Annotated in this window: 26 protein-coding genes, 1 other RNA gene and 1 riboswitch; of the genes, 25 read left to right on the top strand and 2 right to left on the bottom strand. The window is 54.4% G+C overall.

Translation table 11 applies throughout. The features are described from left to right. The first annotated feature begins 32 nt into the window (after nt 1–32). From hfq to ACTQY5_RS01700, 8 genes are all read left to right on the top strand, one after another. Nucleotides 33–302, top strand: coding sequence for an RNA chaperone Hfq (gene hfq / locus ACTQY5_RS01735; protein ID WP_022488317.1), 270 nt, complete (start codon nt 33–35; stop codon nt 300–302). Next, the gene (gene xerD / locus ACTQY5_RS01730; protein ID WP_022488316.1) at nt 277–1,182 is read left to right on the top strand and encodes a site-specific tyrosine recombinase XerD; all 906 of its coding nucleotides are present in this window, start codon (nt 277–279) and stop codon (nt 1,180–1,182) included. Before hfq ends, xerD begins: the two co-directional genes overlap by 26 nt. 14 nt (nt 1,183–1,196) lie before the next feature. Then, the gene (gene htpX / locus ACTQY5_RS01725) at nt 1,197–2,057 is read left to right on the top strand and encodes a zinc metalloprotease HtpX (RefSeq protein ID WP_288310158.1); all 861 of its coding nucleotides are present in this window, start codon (nt 1,197–1,199) and stop codon (nt 2,055–2,057) included. A 291-nt stretch (nt 2,058–2,348) separates the two neighbouring features. Then, on the top strand, nt 2,349–3,596 hold the full coding sequence (locus ACTQY5_RS01720) for a sodium/glutamate symporter (protein ID WP_441368699.1): 1,248 nt from the start codon (nt 2,349–2,351) through the stop codon (nt 3,594–3,596). Between the two features lie 311 nt (nt 3,597–3,907). Then, complete coding sequence (locus tag ACTQY5_RS01715; protein ID WP_012938553.1) at nt 3,908–5,149, top strand: sodium/glutamate symporter; 1,242 nt, start codon at nt 3,908–3,910, stop codon at nt 5,147–5,149. A 197-nt stretch (nt 5,150–5,346) separates the two neighbouring features. Continuing rightward, entirely contained in the window at nt 5,347–6,057 is a 711-nt protein-coding gene (locus ACTQY5_RS01710) for an anaerobic ribonucleoside-triphosphate reductase activating protein (protein WP_022488314.1), read from the top strand. Between the two features lie 117 nt (nt 6,058–6,174). After that, nucleotides 6,175–8,583: a ribonucleoside triphosphate reductase gene (locus tag ACTQY5_RS01705; RefSeq protein WP_441368698.1), complete on the top strand. Its 2,409-nt coding sequence runs from the start codon at nt 6,175–6,177 to the stop codon at nt 8,581–8,583. Nucleotides 8,584–8,939: 356 nt separating this feature from the next. Further along, the gene (locus ACTQY5_RS01700; RefSeq protein WP_022488312.1) at nt 8,940–9,194 is read left to right on the top strand and encodes a hypothetical protein; all 255 of its coding nucleotides are present in this window, start codon (nt 8,940–8,942) and stop codon (nt 9,192–9,194) included. Nucleotides 9,195–9,562: 368 nt separating this feature from the next. Here the strand turns inward: ACTQY5_RS01700 and ssrA are convergent. Both ssrA and ACTQY5_RS01690 read right to left on the bottom strand, forming a co-directional pair. Beyond that, nucleotides 9,563–9,911, bottom strand: a transfer-messenger RNA (tmRNA) gene (gene ssrA / locus ACTQY5_RS01695). Between the two features lie 26 nt (nt 9,912–9,937). Then, nucleotides 9,938–10,219 (bottom strand): hypothetical protein, encoded by a 282-nt coding sequence (locus tag ACTQY5_RS01690; protein ID WP_022488310.1) that lies wholly within the window; start codon nt 10,217–10,219, stop codon nt 9,938–9,940. 177 nt (nt 10,220–10,396) lie between these two features. Between ACTQY5_RS01690 and ACTQY5_RS01685 the strand changes: the two genes are divergently transcribed. The 17 genes from ACTQY5_RS01685 to murB all read left to right on the top strand — a co-directional run bounded on the left by ACTQY5_RS01685 (nt 10,397) and on the right by murB (nt 25,006). Then, the gene (locus tag ACTQY5_RS01685) at nt 10,397–10,771 is read left to right on the top strand and encodes a desulfoferrodoxin family protein (protein ID WP_441368697.1); all 375 of its coding nucleotides are present in this window, start codon (nt 10,397–10,399) and stop codon (nt 10,769–10,771) included. Nucleotides 10,772–10,916: 145 nt separating this feature from the next. Continuing rightward, a complete protein-coding gene (locus tag ACTQY5_RS01680; protein ID WP_022488308.1) occupies nt 10,917–11,495 on the top strand; it encodes a thiamine phosphate synthase in 579 nt (192 codons plus the stop codon). Between the two features lie 59 nt (nt 11,496–11,554). Continuing rightward, nucleotides 11,555–12,046, top strand: a complete 492-nt coding sequence (locus ACTQY5_RS01675; protein ID WP_022488307.1) for a hypothetical protein — start codon at nt 11,555–11,557, stop codon at nt 12,044–12,046. Next, complete coding sequence (locus ACTQY5_RS01670; protein ID WP_022488306.1) at nt 12,027–12,479, top strand: deoxyUTP pyrophosphatase; 453 nt, start codon at nt 12,027–12,029, stop codon at nt 12,477–12,479. Before ACTQY5_RS01675 ends, ACTQY5_RS01670 begins: the two co-directional genes overlap by 20 nt. Before the next feature lie 9 nt (nt 12,480–12,488). Beyond that, the gene (locus ACTQY5_RS01665; protein ID WP_022488305.1) at nt 12,489–12,932 is read left to right on the top strand and encodes a hypothetical protein; all 444 of its coding nucleotides are present in this window, start codon (nt 12,489–12,491) and stop codon (nt 12,930–12,932) included. A gap of 72 nt (nt 12,933–13,004) precedes the next feature. Beyond that, nucleotides 13,005–13,166: riboswitch (Lysine riboswitch) on the top strand. A 118-nt stretch (nt 13,167–13,284) separates the two neighbouring features. Next, nucleotides 13,285–14,058: a 4-hydroxy-tetrahydrodipicolinate reductase gene (gene dapB, locus ACTQY5_RS01660; RefSeq protein ID WP_022488304.1), complete on the top strand. Its 774-nt coding sequence runs from the start codon at nt 13,285–13,287 to the stop codon at nt 14,056–14,058. 21 nt (nt 14,059–14,079) lie between these two features. Continuing rightward, nucleotides 14,080–15,111, top strand: a complete 1,032-nt coding sequence (locus tag ACTQY5_RS01655) for an aspartate-semialdehyde dehydrogenase (protein WP_022488303.1) — start codon at nt 14,080–14,082, stop codon at nt 15,109–15,111. 42 nt (nt 15,112–15,153) lie between these two features. Next, complete coding sequence (dapG, locus tag ACTQY5_RS01650; RefSeq protein ID WP_022488302.1) at nt 15,154–16,365, top strand: aspartate kinase; 1,212 nt, start codon at nt 15,154–15,156, stop codon at nt 16,363–16,365. A gap of 12 nt (nt 16,366–16,377) precedes the next feature. Continuing rightward, nucleotides 16,378–17,283: a 4-hydroxy-tetrahydrodipicolinate synthase gene (gene dapA / locus ACTQY5_RS01645; protein ID WP_022488301.1), complete on the top strand. Its 906-nt coding sequence runs from the start codon at nt 16,378–16,380 to the stop codon at nt 17,281–17,283. A gap of 122 nt (nt 17,284–17,405) precedes the next feature. After that, a complete protein-coding gene (locus ACTQY5_RS01640) occupies nt 17,406–17,993 on the top strand; it encodes a TetR family transcriptional regulator (RefSeq protein WP_022488300.1) in 588 nt (195 codons plus the stop codon). A 129-nt stretch (nt 17,994–18,122) separates the two neighbouring features. Then, nucleotides 18,123–19,268 carry a lactaldehyde reductase gene (gene fucO, locus ACTQY5_RS01635; RefSeq protein WP_154488177.1) on the top strand — a complete coding sequence of 382 codons (1,146 nt, stop codon included), beginning with the start codon at nt 18,123–18,125 and terminating at the stop codon, nt 19,266–19,268. Between the two features lie 482 nt (nt 19,269–19,750). Continuing rightward, a complete protein-coding gene (locus tag ACTQY5_RS01630) occupies nt 19,751–20,134 on the top strand; it encodes a metal-dependent transcriptional regulator (protein ID WP_022487596.1) in 384 nt (127 codons plus the stop codon). 160 nt (nt 20,135–20,294) lie between these two features. After that, entirely contained in the window at nt 20,295–20,993 is a 699-nt protein-coding gene (locus ACTQY5_RS01625) for a response regulator transcription factor (protein WP_022487597.1), read from the top strand. Beyond that, complete coding sequence (locus ACTQY5_RS01620; protein ID WP_279127104.1) at nt 20,990–22,642, top strand: sensor histidine kinase; 1,653 nt, start codon at nt 20,990–20,992, stop codon at nt 22,640–22,642. Before ACTQY5_RS01625 ends, ACTQY5_RS01620 begins: the two co-directional genes overlap by 4 nt. Next, nucleotides 22,635–23,657 (top strand): M15 family metallopeptidase, encoded by a 1,023-nt coding sequence (locus ACTQY5_RS01615; protein ID WP_195839626.1) that lies wholly within the window; start codon nt 22,635–22,637, stop codon nt 23,655–23,657. The genes ACTQY5_RS01620 and ACTQY5_RS01615 overlap by 8 nt, the downstream gene beginning before the upstream one ends. Before the next feature lie 102 nt (nt 23,658–23,759). Then, complete coding sequence (locus ACTQY5_RS01610; protein ID WP_022487600.1) at nt 23,760–24,095, top strand: YlbF family regulator; 336 nt, start codon at nt 23,760–23,762, stop codon at nt 24,093–24,095. Continuing rightward, complete coding sequence (gene murB, locus ACTQY5_RS01605; RefSeq protein ID WP_022487601.1) at nt 24,095–25,006, top strand: UDP-N-acetylmuramate dehydrogenase; 912 nt, start codon at nt 24,095–24,097, stop codon at nt 25,004–25,006. Before ACTQY5_RS01610 ends, murB begins: the two co-directional genes overlap by 1 nt. Nucleotides 25,007–25,051: the final 45 nt, after the last annotated feature.

The raw sequence follows: 25,051 nt of genomic DNA, 5'->3' as shown, positions 1-25,051 counted from the left end.
TGCCAAATCCCAACAAGAGAGAAGGAATACCTATGACAACAGGTAACAATAAACCATTGAATTTACAGGACAGCTTTCTGAACAAAGTACGCAGCGAAAAAAAGACCATTGTGGTGTATCTCCTTAATGGCTTCCAGGTCCGTGGCAGGGTCTGGGGCTTCGACAACTTCACTGTCATCATGGAAAGTGAAGGGAAGCAGCAGCTGATCTACAAACATGCCATCTCCACCATCGCTCCCTTGGAAAACGAAGCAATTCTAGTGCTGAAAAAAGGGAATGATCAGGGTGTCACTAAGGAATAAACTGGAAAAAGAAATCAATCTGTTTTTGGAATATCTGACAGTGGAACTGGGGCTGGCCTACAACACCCGGGAATCCTATGGCCGGGATCTCCGTCTGTTTGCAGGCTGGATCAAAAAGCCCCTGGAAGAAGTCCAGCGGGAAGATATCCTGGGGTACATGCGGATGCTGAAGCAGCACCAGTACGCCCCCACCTCTGCTTCCCGGAAACTGGCGGCACTCAAGGCCTTTTTCCGCTTTATGACCGCCGAAGGTTTCCTGGAAGAGGATCCTTCGGAAGTGGTGGAAGCAGGGAGCCGGGGAGTGGTGCTTCCCAAGGTCATGAGCCTGGAGGAAGTGAAGCAGCTGTTTTCCGCTCCCGACCTGACCCAGCCGGAAGGTTTCCGGGACCGGACCATGCTGGAAGTGATGTACGCTACGGGCATGCGGGTTTCCGAACTGCTGAACCTGAAACGGGCCAGTGTGAACCTGGAGACCCGGTATGTGATCGCCTACGGGAAAGGATCCAAGGAGCGGCTGATCCCTCTGGGACAGTACGCCATCCAGTTCCTGAAAAAGTACCTGGCGGAAGTGCGGCCTCTTTTTGTGAAGAACGGGAAGGACGATGACAGCCTGTTCCTGACCATCCGGGGCACCGGCATGACCCGTCAGCGGTTCTGGCAGATCATCCGGGCTTACGGAGTGAAGGCGGGGATCCAGAAGCCTCTTACACCCCACATCCTCCGGCATTCTTTCGCCACCCACATGCTGGACAACGGGGCGGACCTCCGGACGGTCCAGGAGCTTCTGGGCCATGCGGACATTTCCACCACTCAGATCTATACCCATCTTACCAACAACCGGCTGAAAAAAGTCTTCGACAAAACCCATCCCAGAGCGTAACGAGGTGAAAAACCATGATGAAAACCACACTCTTAATGGGCCTGATGACCGGTCTCCTGCTGCTGATCGGCGACTATATCGGCGGCAGCAGCGGCATGACCGTGATGCTGGCCTTTTCTTTGATTTCCAATGTGCTGCTGTACTGGTACAGTGACAAACTGGTCATTGCCCAGTACGGGGCCCAGCCGGTGGACGCTCAAAGCGCTCCCCAGCTGTACGGCATTGTGGAAAGCCTGGCCCGCCGGGCCCAGCTGCCCATGCCCCGGGTGTATGTGGTGGATACCATGCTGCCCAATGCCTTTGCTACCGGACGGAATCCGGAACATGCGGCGGTGTGCGTTACTACAGGGCTCATGGAAATGCTTACCCCCCGGGAAGTGGCCGGGGTCCTGGGACACGAAATGAGCCATGTGAAGCACAATGACATTTTGATCAGCACCATTGCCGCCGGCATGGCCGGGATCATTTCCGTCATGGCCCGGTTTGCCTTCTGGTTCGGGGGAGACCGGGATGACCGGCGGAACAACCCCATGGCCGGGGTGCTGATGCTGGTGCTGACCCCTCTGGCGGCGGCCATTATCCAGCTGGCCATTTCCCGTACCCGGGAATACATGGCTGACTTTACCGGGGGACAGCTCAGCGGGGACCCGGATGCCCTGGCGGACGCTCTGGAAAAGATCGAAGGGTACGCCCGTACCCGGACCATGCCCAGGGCCACCGAAGCCACTGCCCACATGTTCATCATTTCCCCGTTTTCCGCCAAAGATGCCCAGGCCATTTTCAGCACCCATCCGCCTACAGAAAAGCGGATTGAGCGGCTGCGGGAAGAAGCCAATGAAATGAGGAACCGGGGATTGATCGATCCGGTGGTCTAAAATTGGGGTTGCTGCTTCGGCAGCAGCCCCAATTTTTTTGTCATCATACTTGCAGGCCAATCACTTTTATTTATAGGAAAATACTGTATACTGTATATTCAGTGTACACACGATTTCGTTAAAAGACGAATAAGGTCAAAATTATAGTTAGTAATATTCTGATTATTCTCTTGTTATTTAATCGGAAGTATGCTACAATGATAGCCGTAACGAGGGACTGTCCTTCTGGAGGGGACAGTGCTGTTGCGCAAGGTTTCATAATCTTTTATTATTTCAGAGGGGGTCTTTTGTATGTCGCCTGCAATTATGAAGTACTTCGGTACTTTGACAGCCAAAGCAGGGAGCGTCGCAACGTTCAAGTTCGAGTATCTGACTACCTTGGGCATTGCGGCCATCGTGATTTTCCTGGGCCGGTTCCTGGTGGCCCACAGCAAGGTACTGAGAAAATATGCCATCCCGGCACCTGTTGTTTCCGGTATTATCATTTCCATTATTATTGCCATCATCAAAGGATCCGGTATCATTGCTTTTAAATTTGATACCAAAATCATGAAAGACCTGTGCCAGAACCTGTTCTTCCTGTGCGTGGGCTACGGGTTCAGCACTCAGCTGATCAAGAAAGCCGGCGGCAAGCTGGTGGTCGCCATTGCTGTGGCTGCCTGCCTGCTGATCACGCTCCAGGATATCCTTGGGGTTGTGGTGGGCAATCTGGTTGGCCTGCATCCGCTGCTGGCTCTCCAGTGCTCTTCCGCTTCCATGTCCGGCGGTGTTGGTACCGCTTCCGCTTTCGGGCCGATCTTTGAAGCCAGAGGCGCGGCAGATGCCACGACCGTAGGGGTGGCAGCCGGCACCATGGGCAACATCATGGGCTCCCTGATCGGCGGCCCTGTAGCTGCCTTCCTGATCCACCGGCATCACCTGAAAGCTGACCCCAACGATCAGCCTCAGAAGGAAACCAAGGAAACCATCAACAAACTGGACAACCAGAGAATGGTGGTAGCCTTCGCTTATTCCCTGCTGTTCGCTGCCATCGGTATGCCCATCTACTGCCTGCTGGACAACATCCCTATGATTTCCATGCCGAAATTCATCGGTTGCCTGTTCGCCGGCGCCATCTGCCGGAACCTGCTGGAATCCATGGGCAAAGATACTTATGTGCCTGAATTCAACGCCATCCAGGATATGTTTCTGGAACTGTACCTGGCTCTGGTGCTGATGACCATCGACATCACCGCCCTGGCTCCTGTAGCCGGCCAGATGGGTGTGGTTCTCCTGGCACAGGCCATCTTTATGGCTCTGTTCGGCATCCTGGTTTCCTACAACGTGTTCGGCCGGGATTACGGTGCTGCTGTTATGACCGCAGGGAACTGCGGCTGGGGCTGCGGCTCCGGCCCCAACGCTGTGGCCAACGAAAAAGCCGTTATGGAAGAATACGGCTGGCACACCGTTGCCTGGGTTCTGTATCCGTCCTGGTCCGTTATCTGCGACGATATCTACAACCCGATTTTCCTGTCCATTTTCTCCAACTTCGTTCTCTGATCGAAGCAGGAAATCCAGCGAAACAAAAAGTGGTCCCACTCCAGGGGACCGCTTTTTTGTATATGAAAAGACCGCTGACAGAAAAGGGGATGCTGCACGGAAGGTGCAACACCCCTTTTTTATATGTATACAGAATACACACAAACGACTATTGGAAATAATAAAAATACAGTTACAGTTAACAATATTCGGAAAATATCCTTGAGATTTCACAGTTTCTTTGCTAAAATTGAACATGTAAACCGGCTGTCCCTTCTGGAGCGGGACAGCCAATCTGGAATCATACTTTATATCTTTAAGGGGGGTTCATTATGGAGAGGATGATTATCAAATTATCCATGTTCCACACACTGGCATTGGGAGTACTTTCTATCTGGTTCGGCGACTGGCTGAGAGCCAAATTCCCGTTCCTGAAGAAGTACTGCCTGCCTGGTGCAGTTGTCGGCGGTACGATTTTTGCCATTATCAGTTTATTGCTTTACAACGCGGGCATCTGCGAACTGCAATTTGACTACAAGGTAGCCAACAGCCTGTTCTACTGCATCTTCTTTGCCGCCAGCGGTGCGGCAGCCAGCCTGAGCCTGCTGAAAACCGGCGGCAAATACGTGGTGCTGTTCTGCATTTCCGCTGCCGTCCTGGCCGCTCTTCAGAACGGTATCGCCCTGGGCCTGGGCTCTGTACTGAAGGTTCCGCCTCTGCTGTCCATGATGACCGGTTCCATTCCCATGACCGGGGGCCACGGCAACGCCGCAGCCTTTGCTCCCATCGCCGTACAGTTCGGCCAGAGCAATGCCATGGAAGCCGCCATCGCTGCAGCCACCTTTGGTCTGATCTCCGGCGCCATCATCGGCGGGCCTTTTGGCCGGTTCATCGTCCGGAGACATCACCTGGAAGATCCTGCTCTGGATGGGAAGGGTGAAATGGAAGAAGAATCCGGGAAGTCCACCATGGGCAACCTGATGCACAAAGGGGATGTGGTCCAGGCCATGTACCTGATGTGCTTCGCCCTGGGGGTTGGCGGTGCCGTGTTCACCGTGCTGAAAGCCCTGCACATCTCCTTCCCGATCCACGTATGCTGCATGTTTGCCGGCATCCTGATCCGTCTGTTCTTCGACGCCAAGAAGGGCGCAGATCATACGGCCCTGTATGAAGGCATCGATACCGTTGGGGACTTCTCCCTGGGTCTGTTCGTGTCCATGTCCATCATTTCCATGAAACTGTGGACCCTGGCCGGCATGGGCCTCCAGCTGTTCATCCTCTGCATGGCCCAGGCCATTTTCATCATCTTCTACTCCTATTTCGTGGATTTCTTCGGAATGGGCAAGAACTACGATGCAGCAGTCATCGCCGTTGGTCATACCGGGTTCGGCCTGGGTGCCGTGCCCGTATCCATGGTAACCATGACGGCCGTGTGCAAGAAGTACCGTTACTCCAAACTGGCCTTCTTCGTGGTACCGGTTATCGGTGGGTTCCTGAGCAACATCACCAACGCCATCATCATCAGTAAGTTCCTGGACATTGCACATACCATGCAAATGGCCATGGGGCTGTAAGCGCAAGGATAGTCAACAGAATATCCAATCACACAAAGAGGATCCTGCTCCAGAGGGTCCTCTTTTCGCATATCTGAGAAAATTTCCCAAACCCGCATCCCGCCTTGCGTTCCATGAACACACGTTTTTGTCAAGTCTTTTATATTTTTTCAGCCGTGATATAATGATACCGATTTGTCAGGAGGGGAGGGAGAAACATGCACATTGCCGGCTGGCAGAAAGTATCCCTGGTGGATTACCCGGGGAAAGTGGCCTGCACCCTGTTTACCGGGGGATGCAATCTCCGGTGTCCCTACTGCCACAACAGCGAGCTCCTGGAAGGCGAAATGCCCTCCCAGGATATGGAGGAAGTGATGGCCTATCTGGACGCCCGGAAGGGCATCCTGGACGGTGTGGTGGTCAGCGGAGGAGAGCCCTGTCTCCAGCCTGATCTGGCAGCCTTCCTGGCACGGCTGAAGGAAAAAGATCTTTTGGTGAAGCTGGATACCAACGGGTGTTATCCGGACCTTCTGGGAGAGATCCTGAACCGGCACCTGGTGGATTACGTGGCCATGGACTGGAAAAACGCTCCGGAAGACTACGCCCTTACTGTGGGCCGGGAGGTATCCCCTCTGGAACAGGTGACCGGGAGCCTGGATAAGCTCCTTTCCGGATCCGTCCCCTTCGAGCTTCGTACAACCGTTGTGGAACAGCTCCACACCGAACGTTCGTTTGAAAAAATCCGGGATTACCTGGAGCCGCTCCTTGCCAAAAAAGGGAAAAAGATCCCGGCTTTTTATCTCCAGGCTTTCAAGGACCGGGACACCGTCCCCTTTGCCGGCTTCACTGCTCCGGATAAAAAATCCCTGGAACGGTATGCAGCCTTGCTGGAGCCCCTGGCGGACAAGGTTGGACTGCGGGGCGTATGACACAACATCTAGTATACAACGTTGTATATTACCACCATATATTGACAAGCGTTCCAATACGGGCTACAATGAAAGAGCATTTTGGAAGAGCAATCAAGAGAAAGAGGGAATGGAGCCATGTATTCAGTGGTAAAACGCGATGGCCAGATCGTTGATTTTGACGTGACCAAGATCAGCAGTGCCATTACCAAAGCATTCGAAGCACTTCACAAAAACTACCATCCCAGCATCATCAACATGCTGGCTCTGCAAGTCACTGCCGACTTCGATCCCAAGATTAAGGACAATCTGATCAGCGTGGAAAGCATCCAGGACAGTGTGGAAAAGGTACTGTCCGATTCCGGCTATGCCGATGTGGCAAAGGCCTATATCCTGTACCGGAAACAGCGGGAGCAGATCCGGAACGTGAATTCCTCCCTGCTGAACTACAAGGAACTGGTGGACAACTACCTCCATGTCAACGACTGGCGGGTAAAGGAAAATTCCACGGTCACCTATTCCGTAGGGGGCCTGATCCTGTCCAACAGCGGAGCCATTACCGCTAACTACTGGCTGAATGAAATCTACGACAAGGAAGTGGCTGACGCCCACAAAAGCGCTGCCATGCATATCCACGATCTGAGCATGCTCACCGGCTACTGCGCCGGCTGGAGCCTGAAACAGCTGATCCAGGAAGGACTGGGTGGCATCCCCGGGAAGATCACTTCTTCTCCCGCGAGCCACCTGTCCACCCTGTGCAACCAGATGGTGAACTTCCTGGGCATCATGCAGAACGAATGGGCCGGAGCCCAGGCTTTCTCTTCTTTTGATACCTATCTGGCGCCTTTTGTGAAAAAGGACAACCTGAGCTATAAGGAAGTGAAGCAGTGCGTCCAGTCCTTCATCTACGGGGTGAACACTCCCAGCCGGTGGGGTACCCAGGCACCGTTTTCCAACATCACCCTGGACTGGACCGTCCCCGACGACCTGAAAGACGTGCCTGCCATTGTGGGGGGTAAGGAACAGGACTTCACCTATGGGGACTGCAAGAAGGAAATGGATATGGTGAATAAGGCCTTCATCGAAAACATGATCGAAGGGGACGCCAACGGGAGAGGCTTCCAGTATCCCATTCCCACCTATTCCATTACCAAGGATTTCGACTGGAGCGATACGGAAAACAACCGGCTGCTCTTTGAAATGACCGCCAAATATGGCACTCCTTACTTCTCCAACTACATCAATTCCGACATGAAACCCAGCGATGTCCGGAGCATGTGCTGCCGGCTGCGGCTGGATCTCCGGGAGCTGCGGAAGAAATCCGGGGGCTTCTTCGGGTCCGGGGAATCCACCGGGTCCGTAGGGGTGGTCACCATCAACATGCCCCGGATTGCCTACCTGGCCAAGGACAAAGATGATTTTTACCGCCGACTGGACCATATGATGGACATTGCCGCCCGGAGCCTGAAGACCAAACGGACCGTAATCACCAAGCTGCTGGATGCCGGGCTCTATCCCTACACCAAACGGTACCTGGGCACCTTCAAGAACCACTTCAGTACCATCGGGCTCATTGGCATGAACGAAGTGGGGCTCAACGCCAACTGGCTCCGGAAGGACCTGACCCATCCGGAAACCCTGGAATTCACCAAGGAAGTGCTGACCCATATGCGGGAACGGCTGAAGGATTACCAGGAACAGTACGGAGACCTGTACAACCTGGAAGCCACTCCGGCGGAATCCACCACCTACCGGCTGGCCAAGCACGACAAGGAACAGTATCCGGACATCATCACCGCCAACGAACACGGAACCCCGTATTACACCAACTCCTCCCATCTGCCGGTGGGGTATACGGAAGACCTGTTCACCGCCCTGGATATGGAAGATGATCTCCAGACCCTGTACACCTCCGGTACCGTATTCCATGCCTTCCTGGGCGAAAAACTGCCGGATTGGAACTCTGCCGCCGGTCTGGTGCGGAAGATTGCCAACAACTACAAGCTGCCCTATTTTACCTTGTCTCCCACCTACAGCATCTGCCGGGAACACGGGTATCTGAACGGGGAACAGTACACCTGCCCCTACTGCGGCAAGAAGACCGAAGTCTACAGCCGGATCACCGGATATTATCGGCCGGTGCAGAACTGGAACGACGGGAAGATCCAGGAATTCAAGGACCGGAAAGTCTATGACCTGGGCCAATCCTATCTGAACAAAGAAGAAGCCAAAGGCCAGCGGCCCCAGTTCCGCAAACCGGCGGTGAAACCGGCTCCCACTGAAGCCAAACAGGTGGTCAGCGCCGGCAGGGACAAAGGCTGGATCCTGTTCGGGACCCACACCTGCCCCAACTGCAAAATGGCTGTGAAAGAACTGGAAAAACACGGAGCCGCCTTTACAGAGATCTTCGCCGAAGAACATCCGGAACTGGCGGAAAAATACCAGGTGCAGAGCGCACCCACCCTGCTGGTAACCCAGGGAGACACCCTGAACAAAATCGAAGGGTTCGGACCCATCCGGGCCTTCATCAAGAAGCAGGGGATGTAAAAGAAAAAGGGATGTTGCACGGGCAACATCCCTTTTTTGTCTCGAGACTCGAGACCGAACCGCTGCGACCGGCCCTGCGGAGCCTAACCGATTGGCCGGTAGAAATCCGTAGGGGATGACCAAGGGCTGCGAAGCAATCCCGCCCGGTCATCCCGTATGCACGGACGAATGATGGAGCGGCGGCAGAGAAAAAACCGCCCAGAGAGCCCTCCAGAACGCCATACAGGAGAAAAGCCGGTATGTGGCCAAACGCATCATGCCAGGTTGAGAAAAACGGCAATGCCTGGCTAATGTAAAAACGATAAAAAGTATTGACTTTAAAGTAAAAGGATGGCCTGTTGAGAGGAGAAAATAAGATGAAAGTTAGGTATATTGGCCCCAATCAAGGGGTAGATGCGTTTACAAGTAATAAAATTTATGCAGTTGTTGGGGTCAAGGTTCCTTGGATAAAAATCATAGATGATTCGGGAGAAGACTATGTTTATTTGATTAACGAACCTCGTTTGCTGGATAGTGAGGTATCTGGTAAGTTTGAAATTGTTGAAGATGATGAAAATGGTACGTTAAAAAAAGCTTTTGACGAAGCAAAAAAATGGGCAAATCCAAACTGATTTTTATCGAAGAAAATCCCCCTGCTCCGGCAGCGGGCTTTTCTTCTGCCTGAATTTCATAGTGTTATACAAGGGCACCGGGAAACCGGCTGCCCTATTTTTATGCACAAAAAGGAGAGATGCAAGATGAAGAATGTGAAAACTATGGCCCTGGCTCTGGCAGCCGGTGTGGAACGCGGCTTTCCAGACTTTGAAAAAGTGCGCAAATTTTGCTCTGCTGATTTTTGAAAAGTTGGCAAAAAGTTGGCAAAACAGGCATGAAAAAAGGAACGGTGTGAAACGTCCAAACTGGTTTAAAAACCCCAAAACCCGCATGTTTACAAGGTTTTTAACAGTATGTGACGCTAACCCGTTCCCGTAATAAGCATTGGTGGAGATGAGGGGAGTCGAACCCCTGTCCGAAAGAATTGCCATGCGAACTTCTCCGAGCGCAGACTGCATATTTTGTTTCGCAGCCGGCTTGCCTGCAGACGGGCCAGTCGACCTGCTATCTCGATGGGTTTCCCTGTCATCCTCCGAGAATTGGATGGCAGGTATCCTGCAAGTGTCGTCTATTCTTCTTCAGCAGGAATGAAGAGGAAAGACGTTAGCAATTTAAGCTGCTAAAGCGTAAGAATCGTCTGCGTTTATAACGCGTTTCCACCGTTTAATGGGGTTGGCGGAATCCCAGCTCGCTTATCGCACACCATCTACCCCCGTCGAAACCGGTACATCCCCAGGTATAGTGTGTACATTGTATTTTATCATGCCCATGTGGCTCCGTCAAGGGAGGCCAGGATTTCCCGGGCCCGGTCCACATCTTTTTCTTCCACATCGATGTAGTACATATCCCGGTCGATTTTTCCTTTAGGGCCAAAATCCCGGATATCCAGCTTGGCACCGCAGCCGCAGGCGGGGGCTTCGCTGGGAAGGGAGGTGGAGGAAAAGGAAATGCCGGCGTTTTTCAGGGCTTCTTTGGCAGTTTGCCAGTGGGCTTTGCAGCCTTTTTCCTTATAAACAGTGATCTTTTTGGTGAAAAATCCCATAAGGGGCCTCCTTTCAAATAGCAGATAATATTTTAAGCAAAGAATTATTATTTATTTACTATTATATCACATTATCCCCTTTCTTTCCTCCTGTTTTTATGGTATCATGGACTTGTCAGAAAAGATTGTCGACGAAGGCTGACAACCATACCATTTGCTTGTGAGGAGGAATTTTTTATGGAACAGAAATTCTACAAATGCGCTCATTGTGGGAAGATCATCGCTGTTGTGAAAGAAACCGGCGTGCCGGTAATGTGCTGCGGCCAGAAGATGGATGAACTGGTGCCCAATACCACGGACGCCGCTCAGGAAAAACATGTGCCGGTAGTGGAAGTTTCCGGCAATATCGTAACGGTGACCGTTGGTTCCGTGCTCCATCCCATGCAGCCGGAACATTACATTGAATGGATCTCCCTGCACACCAAACAGGGGAACCAGAGAAAAGAACTGAAGCCGGGGGATGCTCCCAAGGCCGTGTTCGCCCTGGTGGATGGGGATGAAGTGGAATTCGCTTACGCTTACTGCAACCTCCATGGGCTGTGGAAAAAGTGAATTTGGTTGTTAACGGTTAATAGTCAATGGCCGTTGGATGCCAGCACAGCTGGCTTTGAATGGATAAAAAGGACCTGCCGAACATCCGGCAGGCCCTTTTTTATGCTATAATCAACATAAAATCCCTGTCAAGGAGGCCTTTCCCATGTCGTTTCCCCTTTTCTGCATCACCAACCGGCATTTGTACTCCATGCCCTTTCTGGACCAGCTGGACCGGATCCTGACCCTTCGTCCGGCGGGAGTGATTTTGCGGGAAAAGGACCTTTCTTTGGAGGAATATGTTTCCCTGGGCCGGCAGGTGCTGGAAAAATGCCGCCGGGCGGGGGTTCCCTGCTGGTTCCATACTTTTGTGGAAGCGGCGCTGGAACTGGAGCCGGAGGGAATCCAGCTGCCCATGCCGGTGCTCCGGGCCTTGCCTCACAGGTGGCGGCAGAAATTCCCAGGGCAAGTGGGGGCCTCCTGCCACAGTCTGGAAGAGGTGCTGGAGGCAGCCTGGCTGGGGGCGGACTGCTGCACCTTCAGCCATATTTATCCCACCCGGTGCAAGCCGGGTCTGGCGCCCCGGGGCCTTGAACAGCTCCGGCAGGTGTGCGCCCAAAGCCCCATCCCCGTCTACGCCCTGGGAGGCATCACCCCGGAAAAGGTCCCGGAACTGAAAGAAGCCGGAGCCGCCGGGGCGGTGATGATGGGGTGGTGGGGAACTGTTGCCAGTCCAACCCCTTGACTTGCAACCTGGTATCCTATAATATGAAGGAATAAAACCAACTGTGAAGGAGTGGGCCTATGAAAAAACAACTGCTGGCCCTGGCGTTTTCCTGCTTTGTCCTTTGGGGCAGCGGGGATGCCCTGGCGGCCAAACCCACTGATTGGAGCCTTCTGGGAGAAAATACTTCCGGAGCCTACTATACGGACCTTGCCTCGTTCCGCCAGGAATCCAGGACCCCGTCCCTGACCCAGGCCACAGCCCGGGCAGTGCTGAAGAATCCCTCGTTCATCCGGCTGCTGGATCACCTGTATGCCAAGGATCTGAAAGAGGATGATTCGGCCAAAGAATGCATTATGGATGTGGAAATCAACCAAGCTGACCACACCTACCGGATCAACCAGATCCAGGTGCTGACCCGGAAAGGGAAGAGCCTGGAAAAGAAAAAGATCAAAGAAGAATTTCTCCCCATTCCTCAGCGGACCTTTGTGGCCGCCCTGGAAAAAGAGATCCAGGCCTGGAATCTGGAGAACAAAAAGGAGCCTGTGAAACATGAAAATCCGCGGATTTGAAAAAATCTCTTCCTATAAAGAGGTGGATTTCCCCCTGCCCAGCCGGCAGACCGCCCGGAGTGCCGGGTACGACATTTATCTGCCGGAAACCGTGACCATTCCGGCCCACAGCCAGAAAATGGTCCCCACCGGAGTAAAGGCCTACATGCAGGACAACGAATACCTGGGCATCCACATCCGGTCCAGCATGGCGGTGAAACGCCACCTGCGCCTGGTGAACAACGAAGGCATTGTGGATGCGGATTACTACAACAATCCAGACAACGAAGGCCATTTGCTGCTGGCCCTGGCCAATGACAGCAGCCAGGACGTGACCCTGGAAAAAGGGGAACGGGTGGCCCAGGGGATTTTCTATACGTATCTGCTGGCCGATGATGACGCCAGGGCTCCCAAACAGGAGCGGAGCGGCGGCTTCGGCAGCACCACGAAATGAGGGATGACCATGACGGACAATAAATGGAAGAAAATGATCGGCCTGGTGGACACCATGGGAGACTGGGGCGGCTACCAGCTGTATGAATGGTTCAAACTGTTCCCGGAACAGCGGGAAACGGCCCTCCGGGAATATATTTATTTGAAGGCTCACCTGATCCGGGGCTGCCTGACGGCCCTGAAAAAGGACCTTTCCAAAGAAGAATGGAATGAATTCTACCTGGCCCTGGGCAAACAGATGGAAGCCACTCCGGATTACAGCTACGGAGCCACCTATGATGGGCTGGTGGAAGCTCTCCGGGGCTACGAAGGCCAGAACCTGGCCCAGCAGAAAGCCATCTTTGCCAAACGGAGCACCATTGACAGCACGGTATATTCCCAGCAGTTTGTAAAAGATTTAACAAATTTCTTCAGCCGGACCCAGGCGGAACTGCGGAAAGGGCTCCGGGACTGAAAAAAGTTGTCTTCGGTAGTGAATAAAGGTTGACAAGTTGAAGATAAACTCCTATACTGTTACCATAACTAAACAAAAGATAGAGGCGCGGAAAACATCAGTAATTCTCTGAGGGACACCGTTGAGGGGAATGAAAGGGGAACCGCCGAAGCAAAGCTGCGGGTGCGCGCTTATGCTGGGATGCAGGTGAACAATCTGCAGACTGTCGCCTTTGGGTGGAGAGCTATCAATGGGAACGGAACCAAGTCCCCTGCCACGGCAGGAGCGGCTTCTTTTCTTGCAGGTCATTGGGCTCGCCTCGATGACCTGCTTTTTTGTCTCCCAAAGGATCAACAAAGGAGAGATGCACAGAATGATCAAAGTGATGGTAAACGGTGCCCTGGGCAGAATGGGGCATACAGTGGTACAAACGGTCCTGCAGCAGAAGGATATGGAACTGGTGGGCGCCGTGGACGTGTTCGGCAAGGACAAAACCGTGGAAGGCTGCCCGGTGGATACGGACCTGGTACAGGCCCTGGAAGCCCATAAGCCCGATGTGGTGGTGGACTTCACCCGGCCGGATGTGGTCATGGGGAACCTGCGGATCATCCTGAACGCCGGGGTCAACGCCGTAGTAGGCACCACCGGCTTCACCCAGGAAAACCTGGGTGAACTGAAGGGCCTGGCGGAAAAGAACAACGTGGGCATCCTGGTTTGTCCCAACTTTGCCATGGGGGCGGTGCTGATGATGAAAATCGCCGCAGAAGTGGCCAAATACTTCCCCCAGGTGGAGATCATCGAAATGCATCATGACAAAAAGCTGGACGCTCCCAGCGGCACGGCCATCCTTACCGCCCAGAAACTGGCGGAAGTCCGGGGCGGCTTTGTCCAGCAGGGGAATCCCGATGAAGTGGAGAAACTGCCCCATGCCAGAGGCAGCGAATATGAAGGGATGCGGATCCACAGCGTACGGCTGCCCGGGTTCGTGGCCAGCCAGGAAATCATCTTCGGCAGCATGGGCGAAACCCTTACGGTGCGCAACGACCCGGTGAGCCGGGAATGCTACATGCCCGGTGTGATGCTGGGCTGCCGGACCATGGTAAACCGCAAGGGCCTGGTGTACGGACTGGATCAGATTCTGGATTAAGGATAAGAGGAGACGAAAATCATGAAAGAATACAACTTGGCAATTCTGGGTGCTACGGGCGCCGTTGGACAGGAATTCATCAATCTGCTGAACGAACGGGACTTCCCCTTCAAAAACCTGAAACTGCTGGCTTCTGCCCGCAGCGCCGGCAAGGAACTCACCGTCCGGGGCAAGACATATAAAGTGGAAGAAGCCAAAGCCGACTCCTTTAATGGGGTGGATGTGGCCCTGTTCGCCGGCGGCAGCATCTCCAAGACCTTTGCTCCCATTGCCGTAAAGGCCGGTGCCGTGGTGATCGACAACTCCAGCACCTACCGGATGGATCCGGATGTGCCTCTGATCGTCCCTGAAGTGAACCCTCAGGACATTACCAAACATCACGGGATCATTGCCAACCCCAACTGTTCCACCATCATCATGGTCATGGCCCTGAAACCCATCTACGATCTGGCCCGGATCAAACGGATCATCGTCTCCACTTACCAGGCTGCTTCCGGCGCCGGCAAAGACGGGCTGGACGAACTGGAAAACCAGATCAAACAGGCTGCCCGGGGCGAAGAAATGACCGCCAAGATTTTCCCCAGCGCCAGCGCCAAGAAACATTTCCCGCTGGCTCTCAACCTGGTGCCCCAGATCGATATCTTCCTGGACAACCTGTACACCAAGGAAGAAATGAAGATGGTCAACGAAACCAAGAAAATCTTCTCCGATCCGGAAATGCGCATTACTGCCACCACCGTCCGTGTTCCCGTATACCGGAGCCACAGCGAATCCGTCAACGTGGAACTGGAACATGACGTGGAACTGGAAGACATCCGCAAGGCTCTGGCCGGCTTCCCCGGCGTGGTGCTCCAGGACGATCCTTCCCAGCAGATCTATCCCATGCCTCTGTACACCTCCGGCAAGAACGATGTGTATGTGGGCCGTCTGAGACGGGATGAATCCGCGGCCAACAGCTTCAACTTCTGGTGCGTAGGGGACCAGATCCGCAAAGGGGCTGCCCTGAACACCCTGCAGATTGCGGAAACCATGGTGAAGAACGGCTGGCTGTAAGAGAAAACCAAACGAGATATTCGAGGGGAGCCTGAGTTTAAAATGAAAATCATTGTACAAAAATTCGGTGGAACGTCCGTTGCTACGCCTGCCACCCGTGAAAAAGTGGTGGGCAAAGTCCAGGAAGCCATTGCCCAGGGATATTCTCCCATTGTGGTGGTGTCCGCCATGGGACGCCGGGGAGATCCCTTTGCTACGGATACCATGATCGATATGCTGAAAAGTGTGAACCCCAACCCGGCTCCTCATGAACTGGATCTTCTGATGGCCTGCGGAGAAATCATCTCCTCCACGGTAATGGCCGCCACCCTCCAGGAAAAAGGCCTGAAGGCTAAAGCCCTTACCGGGGGCCAGGCCGGCATGATCACCGATGATGAATACGGCAATGCCAAAATCCGCACGGTGGAACCGGACAACCTGCTGGAACTGGTGGAACAGGGGATCATCCCTGTAATCTGCGGGTTCCAGGGGGTAACCGCCGATCACAAGAACGTGACCACCCTGGGCCGTGGGGGCAGCGATACCTCTGCCGCCGCCTTCGGGGTAGCCGTCCATGCGGACAAGGTGGAAATCTACACCGACGTGGACGGGGTCATGACCGCCGATCCCCGGATTGTAAAGGATGCCCACATCATCAAACAGATCTCTTATGATGAAATCCGTGAAATGGCCCACCAGGGCGCCAAGGTCATCCATCCCCGGGCGGTGGAAATCGTTATGCGTTACGGGGTCCCCATGGTGGTAAAGAGCACCTTCTCCGAAGCCCCTGGTACCCTGATCAGCAAGGAAGACCAGCCCAAGGAAATGGAAGAAACCGATTCCCTGGAAGAAAAACATGCCTGCGGGGTGGCCAGCAAGAACAACATCGCCTTCTTCTCCGTGAACCTGGAAACCAATGACGGGGCTGAACTGTTCGACACCCTGGCCAAAAACGGAGTGAGCATCGGTACCATGAGCCTCCAGCCCCATTCCCTGATGTTCGCCGTGTACAGTGCTGCTGCCGCTGATGCGGAAAAAGTGCTGAAAGCGGAAAACTGCAAGTACACCAAAGTGGAAGACTGCGCCAAAGTGACCGTGGTGGGCTCCCATATGGGCGGTGTGCCTGGCATCATGGCCCGGTTCATCAACGCTCTGGCCAAAGCCGGCATCGAGATCCTTCAAACTACAGATTCTGACAACCTGATTTCCGCCATTGTACGGGAATCCCAGGTAAAAGAAGCAGTCAATGCCCTGCACGCTGCTTTCCAACAATAAAAGGTGGTTAGCATGAACAAGAAACCTTATTTCGGAAGACTGATTACAGCAATGGTGACCTTCTTCAACGAAGACGGCTCCCTGAACGCGGACGGGACGGCGGAATTCGCCTCCTGGCTGCTGGACCACGGCTCTGATTCCATCCTGGTCAGCGGCACCAGCGGGGAAGCCCCCACCATGACCTATGCAGAAAAAGAAGAACTGTTTACCAAAGTCATCGCCAAGGTAAGAGCCAAAGGCAAAGGCCAGGTGATCGTAGGCACCGGCTCCAACAACACGGCGGATGTACTGGAAATGAACAAACTGGCAGAAAAAGTGGGCGCCGATGGAGTCCTGGTGGTGGGGCCCTATTACAACAAGCCCTCCCAGGAAGGTTTCTACCGTCATTTCAAGACCATTGCAGACAATACCAGCCTGCCCATTGTGATCTACAACGTGCCCGGACGGACCGGCAGCAATATTTTGCCTGCCACCGTTGCCCGTCTGGCCCATGAATGCAAAAACATTGTGGCCATTAAAGAAGCTGCCGGCAATGTAAGCCAGGTGGAAGACCTGTACCGTCTGGTGCCGGAAGATTTCTCCATTTACAGCGGGGACGATGCCCTGATCCTGCCTTTTATGAGCGTAGGCGCCGTAGGGCTGATTTCCGTCCTGAGCAATGTGAACGGAGAACTGATCCAGGAGATGATGCAGAGCTTCGAACAGGGTAAAGTCCAGAAGGCCCGGGACTTGAACAAGACCATGGTCCTCCAGTCCCGGAGCATGTTCCTGGTGAGCAACCCCATCCCCATCAAAGAAGCCGTAGGACTGATGACACCCTTCAACCCGGGGCCCTACCGTCTGCCCCTGTGCCCCATGACCGACGAAGAAAGAGAAAAGGTCACCCGGGCCTGGAAAGAAAGCGGGCTGTTGAAGTAAACAAGGTCAAGGGTCAACGGCCTGAGACCAGGGGGTGTGAAAAAATGATTCTTCATTTTTTCACACCCCCCTTTTTTTGCTATAATAGGGTCTGTACACCATAGCAGGGAGGGACGGACCCAATGGCAGAACCACAGGAATCACAGCATACCGGGGAATCCGGGGGCAAATACCGGCTGGCAGAGGCGGTGAAACGGCTGATGGCCCGGCAGAGCCTGGAAGACATCACCGTAAAGGAAATCACCGGGGAGGCCGGGGTATCCCGCCAGACCTTTTACCGGCACTTTCTGGACAAATATGATCTGGTGAACTGGTACTTTGATGAACTGCTGGCCAATTCCTTCCGGGAAATGGGCTACGGCAGGACCATTTACGAAGGCCTGGTCCGGAAATTCCGCTATATCCAGGCGGAAAAGGTGTTCTTCCGGGCGGCGTTCCAGTCGGACCAGCAGAACAATCTGAAAGACCACGACTTCCGGAAAATCTATGGGTTCTACCAGGACCTGTACCGGAAAAAGACCGGGAAAGACCTGGAGCGGGCAGTGCTGGCCCTGTTGGAAATGTACTGTCAGGCCTCCGTCTACATGACCGCCAAATGGGTGGGACGGGGAACCCGGGATGCAGCTCCGGAACAGCTGGCGGACCTGATGCTCCAGGCCATGCCGCCTGCTCTTACGGACCTTTTCGTCCGCTGTGACCTGCTCCGGTAATGACTGAACAGTCAAGGTGACAGATGAGGAAAAGTGTCACTTGTGGAACTTCTCTTTCTTTTTTACAATGGAATCAAAGAACAACGGACTGTGTTCCGATTCCGTAACAAAAGAAAGGGGAGTTTTTTTATGGCAAACAGAATTTCCTTGAACGGTACTTCCTATCACGGCAGCGGTGCCATTAAAGACATCATCACCGAATTCCAGAACAGAGGGTTCACCAAAGCTTTCGTAGCCTCCGATCCGGACCTGGTGAAGTTCAACGTCACCGCCAAAGTCACCGATCTGCTGGATGCGGCCAACATTCCCTACACCGTCTATTCCGACATCAAACCCAATCCCACCATTGCCAACGTCCAGCACGGGGTGGAAGCCTTCAAAGCCTCGGGCGCTGACTGTATCATCGCCATCGGCGGCGGCTCCTCCATGGATACCTCCAAGGCCATCGGCATCATCATCGCCAACCCGGAATTTGCTGACGTCCGGAGCCTGGAAGGCTGCGCTCCCACCAAGAATCCTTCCGTGCCCATCCTGGCTGTGCCCACCACCGCCGGTACCGCTGCGGAAGTGACCATCAACTACGTGATCACCGACGTGGAAAAAGAACGGAAATTCGTCTGTGTGGATCCCCATGACATGCCTGTAGTGGCCTTCGTGGATCCGGATATGATGTCCAGCATGCCCAAAGGCCTCACCGCTTCCACCGGCATGGACGCCCTGACCCACGCCATTGAAGGGTATACCACCAAAGCCGCCTGGGAAATGACCGACATGTTCCACATCGAAGCCATCCGGCTGATCGCCGAAAACCTCCGGGGCGCAGTGGCCAACACCAAAGAAGGCCGGGAAGGCATGGCCCTGGCCCAGTACATTGCCGGCATGGGCTTTTCCAATGTGGGCCTGGGCATCGACCATTCCATGGCCCACACCCTGTCCGCCCATTATGACACTCCCCACGGAGTAGCCTGCGCCATGCTGCTGCCCATTTCCATGGAATTCAATAAGGAATACACCGGCGACAAATACAAAGCCATCGCCAAAGCCATGGGGGTGGAAGGAGTGGATTCCATGACCCAGGAAGAATACCGGGATGCTGCCATTGCCGCTGTCCGGAAGCTGTCCCAGGACGTGGGGATCCCGGAAAAGAACGAAAAGATCCGGGAAGAAGACCTGGACCAGCTGGCCAAAGACGCTCTGGCCGACGCCTGCTATCCCGGCAACCCCAGAGAAGCCACCAAGGAACAGGTCATCGAAATGTTCCGGAAACTGATGTAAGGAAAGGGAAAGTCTCCAGCCTGAGGAGAGGGGCTGCTGCGCATGCAGCAGCCCCTCTTCTGTGTCCCCCTGAAAGGGGGACACATCTGGATTCCTTGGTTACGGGACAACATCGGGTGTTGTCGCTCCTGGGGTGGAGCACGCGGGTGTATGGGTATAGAATTTTTTGCCCTCTGGGCGGCCGGGACGGGCGGGCCTGACAGGCCCGCCCCTACAGCGTTGGGGTCGGAGACTCGTACATCTGGCGAACCGCCTGTTGTGCGTCCTCTACGGGCCCATGCTCTTCACTCTGCACTCTTCACTCTTTACTTTCGGACATGAATGAATAACTATACTGTGATGAAGGTTTTACTGAGAACTTGTTGACACATACCGGAGATCCTTCCCCGTTTGCACAATTGCTGAACATAGTGTAGAATAGAATGTAAACACTAACCAAAATAACCAGCATCTCCGATGCTGCAGCAATAAGGTGAAAACGTATGGAATACCATGAATCAGAATCCACGGAAATGTACCTGGAAACCATCCTGGTGCTGAAAAATCGTCTGGGGCTGGTACGCTCCATTGATATTGCCAACGAAATGGGCTATTCCAAGCCCACCATCAGTGTGGCCATGAAAAAGTTCCGGGCAGAGGGCCTGGTTACGGTGGACGAATCGGGCTTTGTGAACCTGACGGAAACCGGCCGGGATATTGCGGAACGGATCTATGAGCGGCACCAGGTGCTGACCCACATCCTTATATCCCTGGGCGTCTCCCAGGAACATGCGGAACACGATGCCTGCAAAATCGAACACGATATCTGTGACGAAACCTTTGATGCTCTGAAAAAAGAATATCTCCGGCTCCGGTCGAAGAAATGAGCCAGGAGGGGGACTGCTGCAAAGGCAACGGTCCCCCTCTGTTGACATTTTATGATATAATAAACCAATGGAGTGCCGCTTTTGGACACTCAGTTATGGGTCCTGGAAGAAGGGATTCTTTCAATCCGGCAGCTTTCTGCCAGAAGAGTGAGGGCTTTCTATGAACAAACAACAGACCGTATTGATCGCGGATGACGAACCGCAGATCCGTGAGATTTTAAGCATTTATTTCAAAAAAGAGGGCTTCAAGGTCATTGAAGCGGCGGACGGGGCAGAAGCCCTGGTCCAGGTCCAGGCCGGCAAGCCGGACATTATCCTGCTGGACATTATGATGCCTGTATTGGACGGACTGGAAGTGTGCAAACAGGTCCGGAAGATTTCCGACATTCCCATTATCATGCTCACGGCCAAGGATTCTGATGACGACCGGATCCTGGGACTGGAGATCGGGGCGGACGACTACATTTCCAAACCTTTCAATACCCGGGAAGTGGTGGCCCGGGTGAAAGCGGTGCTCCGCCGGACCAACGCCTCCATGAACAGCCAGAACAAACAGGTGCTGGAATATCCCAACCTGATGATCAATCTCAGCGAATACCGGGTGGTTGCCTTTGGCCGGGAAATCACCTTCACCGCCAAGGAAATGGAACTGCTCTGGTGCCTGGCCTCCAATCCGGGGATCGTGTTCAGCCGGAACCAGCTGCTGGAAAAGATCTGGGGCTACACCTACTACGGGGATACCCGTACTGTGGATACCCATATCAAGCGGGTCCGGCACAAACTGGACATTCCGCCGGATTCCACCTGGGACATTATGACCGTCTGGGGTGTGGGCTACAAGTTTGAGGTCAAAAAGTGAAGAAGTCATTAAGCACCAGGCTCATGTACAGTTACATGGGCCTGATTCTGGCTATTATCGTGGGAATTTCCGTAGGCCTCAGCTACCTGATCACCGATTATTTCTTCCGGACCAAGGAACTGGAACTCAATGACAAAGGCGGCCAGGTGGCCATGATGATCCGGTACTTCGACGCCACGCACATGGACAAGACCATCCTTCGGGAATATCTTACTTCCATGGACCAGCTGGTGGGGGCCCGGATCTGGGTGTTCAACAACCAGTTCGACCTGATCGGGGCTTCGGAAACTGGTACGGAATACGAACAGGTCCATGATGGATCAGATTCCTCCAAACAGGAACGGGAAGCCAAGCGCCGGGAAAAATGGATGAAAAGCGTGGCGGCCATCGATCAGCAGATCCAGGAAGGAGGCCCCAACAGCGAGCGGTTCCGGAAAACCCTGGCGAAAGTGTACAGCGGGGACCGGGTCAATGAACGGATTTATCATCCCTACTACAAGGAACAGGTGCTGATGGTGGGGATCCCCCTGAAGGACACCCGGGGGGAAGTGACCGGGGCCCTTTTGCTGGCGTCTCCTTTGGGAGGCCTGAACAAGGTGCTGAAGGATATTTACATCTACACCATCATTGTGGGGATCATCGCCCTGTTCGTCAGTGTGATTATTGTCAGCGGGCTTACCCGGCGGATGGTGAAGCCTCTGATTTCCATGAAGAATTCCGCCAAGGCCATTGCTCTGGGGGACTATTCCCTGAAAGTGGCAGTGGACGGAGATGACGAAGTGGCGGACCTGGGACGGAGTCTGAATTCCCTGGGCCGGGATCTGGAACAGTTCGTACGGAAAAGCCGGAAAATGGAAAAGATGCGCCGGGATTTCGTGGCCAATGTGTCCCACGAGCTCCGGACTCCCATTACCATTATCCAGGGCTACAATGAAGCGTTGTCCGATGGGACCATTACGGATCCGGAAGACATCAGGAAATACCGGAAGCTGATCAACGACGAAACCCAGCGGCTGGAACGGCTGATCAACGAACTGCTGGACATCAGCCGGCTCCAGCGGGGTGAAGGAGAGGAAATGGAACCCATCCCTTTGGGCAAAGTGGTGGAAAGCGTGGTGAACATGCTGGAAGGCCGGGCCAAGAAACGGGATATCCGGTTGGAACAGTATGTGGATGACAGCCTTCTGGTGTACGGCAACGGGGACCGGCTGTATCAGCTGGTGATGATCCTGGGGGACAATGCCATGAAGTATTCCCCGGACAGTTCGGTAATCCGGTTCCAGGTGATGGAAAACCGCCAGAAGGGTACCGTGCTTACCGTGGCCGACCAGGGCTTCGGAATTCCTGAAGAGGACATTCCCTATATCTGGGAGCGGTTCTATAAGGCGGACAAATCCCATTCCCGGCATATTCCCGGGACGGGGCTGGGACTGGCCATCGGCAGGGAAATCATCCGGATGCACAAGGCCAGGGTCCAGGTCCAGAGCAAGGTGGGCAAGGGCACGGCCTTTGTGATCACCTTCCCGCCCTGTGCCCCTCCGTCTAAGGTGGATGCCAACGGGGCCCACGAGGCGGAAGTGGTGGAAAACGTCCATCCCCTGCCGGAGGACGATACGGTGGAACAGGAAGGAGAGAACCGGGATGTTTAAGAAAACGGCAATCCTGTCAGCCTGTCTTTGTGTGGGGCTGGCACTGACGGCCCGGGCGGCAGCCTGGGAACCGGAGGAACTGAACCGGGAAGAAGCGGCCCTGGTGGGCTTTTATCAGGGAAACGGAGAGCAGGTGGCGGTCCGGGAAAATAAGGGCCAGCTCCAGCTGCTGTACCGGTTCCAGAGCCAGGACCGGGATTACACCGGCAGTAATGTGTACCAGCTGGTGAAGAACCATTACGACAATTATGACCTGCGGGAAGTGGGACCCAACACCGATGCGGACAGCACGGTCCGGTTCGACCGTGACAAGAACGGCCTGGGGATCAGCCTGAACCTGGGCCAGAAAAGCTATACCCGCCGATTCACCGGTGGGGAAAACGGCAAACCTGTCCGGGTGACGCCTCCCAACCCCATGGAAGAACTCCGGAAGGAAGCGGCGGCAGCCGTGCCACCCAGTCTGCCCTATGACAAGACTGCGGACCTGGTGGATGTGGCCCAGACCGTACCCGGGGTAAAGCTGGATCTCCGGTACACCACGGACAACAATCTTTTCGGGGCGCCTCTGGTGCTGCGCCAGAACGCCCTGCTGGACCGGAGCGCCGCCCAGGCCCTGGCCAGGGTCCAGAACGGACTGCGGCCCTATGGATACGGCCTGGTGGTGTGGGAAGCCTACCGGTCCTGGCAGGATTTCAAACTGGCCACCCTGGCTTTGGGCAAGGACCATGCAGATATGCTTCCCAAGGCGGAAGAAGGGTATTCCCACAATTCCGGCCGGAGCATCGACGTGAGCCTGTACAGCCTGGACACGGGAGAAGAAGTACCCATGATCTCGGATTTTGACGAACCCTCCCCGGCCCAGTATGCCCAGTTTGCCGGAGGGACCCAGAAGCAGCGGTACCTGAGGGACCTGCTCCGGCAGCAGATGACCCTGCAGGGCTTTACGGCCAGCGATATGGAATGGTGGCATTTCGATTACGACGCCGGCAGCCGGTACCAGGTGCTGAACCAGTGAAAAGGAGCCGGCTGCGTTTCCTTTGGAAAAATTTGTCTGCAAATTTTATCCTTTTATGGTAAAATTAATAAGATATGAATCTATTTTTAGGAGGTTCAGACCATGAACGTTTATGACGAAATGAACAATCTTTGCAAAGCCATTAAGGAATCCCATGAATATAAAGTGCTGGTGGAAGCCAAAGGGAAACTGGCCTCGGATTCTTCTGCAGAATCCATGGTGAAGGATTTCCTGAAGCAGAAACAGGAACTGGAAATCGCCCAGTACCAGGGCCAGAAACCTGATGATGCCAAAGTGAAGAAAATGCAGGAACTGTACAACGTGCTCCAGCTGAACCCGGTGGCCGCAGAATACATCCAGGCCTACATCCGGTTCCAGATGATGTTCGGAGACCTGTCCAAGACCCTCAGTGATACGTTGAAGGAAGTTATGGACTGATGACCATGTCTGGTTTACTTTCTTTTCTGGAAGAACACCTGCCCGGGAAATTCCAGATCAATGCCCCTATGGAACAGTACACCACCTTCCGGGTAGGGGGGCCGGCGGACCTTCTGGTGGCACCGGAGACCCGGGAAGAGGTGTGCAGCCTCCTTCAGGAGATCCACCATCAGAACGTCCCGCTTACGGTAATCGGCAACGGATCCAACCTGCTGGTCCTGGACAAAGGCGTCCGGGGCTGTGTGGTGAAACTGGGCCGCAGCCTGAAGAAGCTGGCCATTGAAGGTACCACCATCCGGGTGGAAGCAGGGGTGCTTCTTTCCCGGCTGGCTTCGGCGGCGGCAGAAGGAGGACTGTCCGGCCTGGAATTCGCTTCCGGGATCCCCGGCAGCCTGGGGGGCGCCATTCTTATGAATGCCGGTGCCTACGGGGGCGAAATCGGCACCCTGGTCCGTACGGTGACTGTGGCGGATACCCAGGGCAGATGCCGGACCCTGGACCGGGAAGAAATGGACTTCCGGTACCGCCATTCTGTGGTGATGGAGACCGGGGACATCATTCTGGATGCCACCCTGGAACTGACCCGGGATGATCCGGAAGCTATCCGGCAGCGGATCAATGATCTGACCCAAAAACGGGTGAGTAAACAACCTTTGAATTTCCCCAGTGCGGGAAGCACTTTCAAGAGACCTCCAGGATATTTTGCAGCGGCACTGATCGACCAGGCAGGCCTTCGGGGCTACCGGGTAGGTGATGCCCAGGTATCAGAGAAACACACCGGTTTTGTGGTGAACCGGGGCCATGCCACGGCCACGGAGATCCTCCAGCTGATGGACGACGTGAAAGAACGGGTCCACGCCATGAGCGGCGTCTGGCTGGAGCCGGAAGTCCGGATCATCGGTGAGAAATAACCATCTGTTATACCCAGGAAACGCCTCCGCGACGCTTCCTTTGGA

It is taken from the genome of Acidaminococcus sp. HCP3S3_H5, assembly GCF_052122235.1.
Lineage (GTDB): Bacteria > Bacillota > Negativicutes > Acidaminococcales > Acidaminococcaceae > Acidaminococcus.
The sequence above is the reverse complement of the archived record's forward strand: the minus strand, read 5'-3'. Positions and strand labels throughout refer to the sequence as shown.

What these genes read in the sequence shown, in the direction of transcription:
- ACTQY5_RS01715 (WP_012938553.1), top strand. Translation starts at nt 3,908, where the DNA reads ATGGAGAGGATGATTATCAAATTATCCATGTTCCACACACTGGCATTG.
- ACTQY5_RS01700 (WP_022488312.1), top strand. Translation starts at nt 8,940, where the DNA reads ATGAAAGTTAGGTATATTGGCCCCAATCAAGGGGTAGATGCGTTTACA.
- murB (WP_022487601.1), top strand. Translation starts at nt 24,095, where the DNA reads ATGACCATGTCTGGTTTACTTTCTTTTCTGGAAGAACACCTGCCCGGG.
- ACTQY5_RS01680 (WP_022488308.1), top strand. Translation starts at nt 10,917, where the DNA reads ATGTCGTTTCCCCTTTTCTGCATCACCAACCGGCATTTGTACTCCATG.
- fucO (WP_154488177.1), top strand. Translation starts at nt 18,123, where the DNA reads ATGGCAAACAGAATTTCCTTGAACGGTACTTCCTATCACGGCAGCGGT.
- ACTQY5_RS01690 (WP_022488310.1), bottom strand. Translation starts at nt 10,219, where the DNA reads ATGGGATTTTTCACCAAAAAGATCACTGTTTATAAGGAAAAAGGCTGC.
- ACTQY5_RS01710 (WP_022488314.1), top strand. Translation starts at nt 5,347, where the DNA reads ATGCACATTGCCGGCTGGCAGAAAGTATCCCTGGTGGATTACCCGGGG.
- ACTQY5_RS01655 (WP_022488303.1), top strand. Translation starts at nt 14,080, where the DNA reads ATGAAAGAATACAACTTGGCAATTCTGGGTGCTACGGGCGCCGTTGGA.
- ACTQY5_RS01665 (WP_022488305.1), top strand. Translation starts at nt 12,489, where the DNA reads ATGACGGACAATAAATGGAAGAAAATGATCGGCCTGGTGGACACCATG.
- ACTQY5_RS01625 (WP_022487597.1), top strand. Translation starts at nt 20,295, where the DNA reads ATGAACAAACAACAGACCGTATTGATCGCGGATGACGAACCGCAGATC.
- ACTQY5_RS01640 (WP_022488300.1), top strand. Translation starts at nt 17,406, where the DNA reads ATGGCAGAACCACAGGAATCACAGCATACCGGGGAATCCGGGGGCAAA.
- ACTQY5_RS01720 (WP_441368699.1), top strand. Translation starts at nt 2,349, where the DNA reads ATGTCGCCTGCAATTATGAAGTACTTCGGTACTTTGACAGCCAAAGCA.
- ACTQY5_RS01685 (WP_441368697.1), top strand. Translation starts at nt 10,397, where the DNA reads ATGGAACAGAAATTCTACAAATGCGCTCATTGTGGGAAGATCATCGCT.
- dapA (WP_022488301.1), top strand. Translation starts at nt 16,378, where the DNA reads ATGAACAAGAAACCTTATTTCGGAAGACTGATTACAGCAATGGTGACC.
- xerD (WP_022488316.1), top strand. Translation starts at nt 277, where the DNA reads ATGATCAGGGTGTCACTAAGGAATAAACTGGAAAAAGAAATCAATCTG.
- hfq (WP_022488317.1), top strand. Translation starts at nt 33, where the DNA reads ATGACAACAGGTAACAATAAACCATTGAATTTACAGGACAGCTTTCTG.
- htpX (WP_288310158.1), top strand. Translation starts at nt 1,197, where the DNA reads ATGATGAAAACCACACTCTTAATGGGCCTGATGACCGGTCTCCTGCTG.
- ACTQY5_RS01670 (WP_022488306.1), top strand. Translation starts at nt 12,027, where the DNA reads ATGAAAATCCGCGGATTTGAAAAAATCTCTTCCTATAAAGAGGTGGAT.
- ACTQY5_RS01630 (WP_022487596.1), top strand. Translation starts at nt 19,751, where the DNA reads ATGGAATACCATGAATCAGAATCCACGGAAATGTACCTGGAAACCATC.
- ACTQY5_RS01705 (WP_441368698.1), top strand. Translation starts at nt 6,175, where the DNA reads ATGTATTCAGTGGTAAAACGCGATGGCCAGATCGTTGATTTTGACGTG.
- dapG (WP_022488302.1), top strand. Translation starts at nt 15,154, where the DNA reads ATGAAAATCATTGTACAAAAATTCGGTGGAACGTCCGTTGCTACGCCT.
- ACTQY5_RS01610 (WP_022487600.1), top strand. Translation starts at nt 23,760, where the DNA reads ATGAACGTTTATGACGAAATGAACAATCTTTGCAAAGCCATTAAGGAA.
- ACTQY5_RS01615 (WP_195839626.1), top strand. Translation starts at nt 22,635, where the DNA reads ATGTTTAAGAAAACGGCAATCCTGTCAGCCTGTCTTTGTGTGGGGCTG.
- ACTQY5_RS01675 (WP_022488307.1), top strand. Translation starts at nt 11,555, where the DNA reads ATGAAAAAACAACTGCTGGCCCTGGCGTTTTCCTGCTTTGTCCTTTGG.
- dapB (WP_022488304.1), top strand. Translation starts at nt 13,285, where the DNA reads ATGATCAAAGTGATGGTAAACGGTGCCCTGGGCAGAATGGGGCATACA.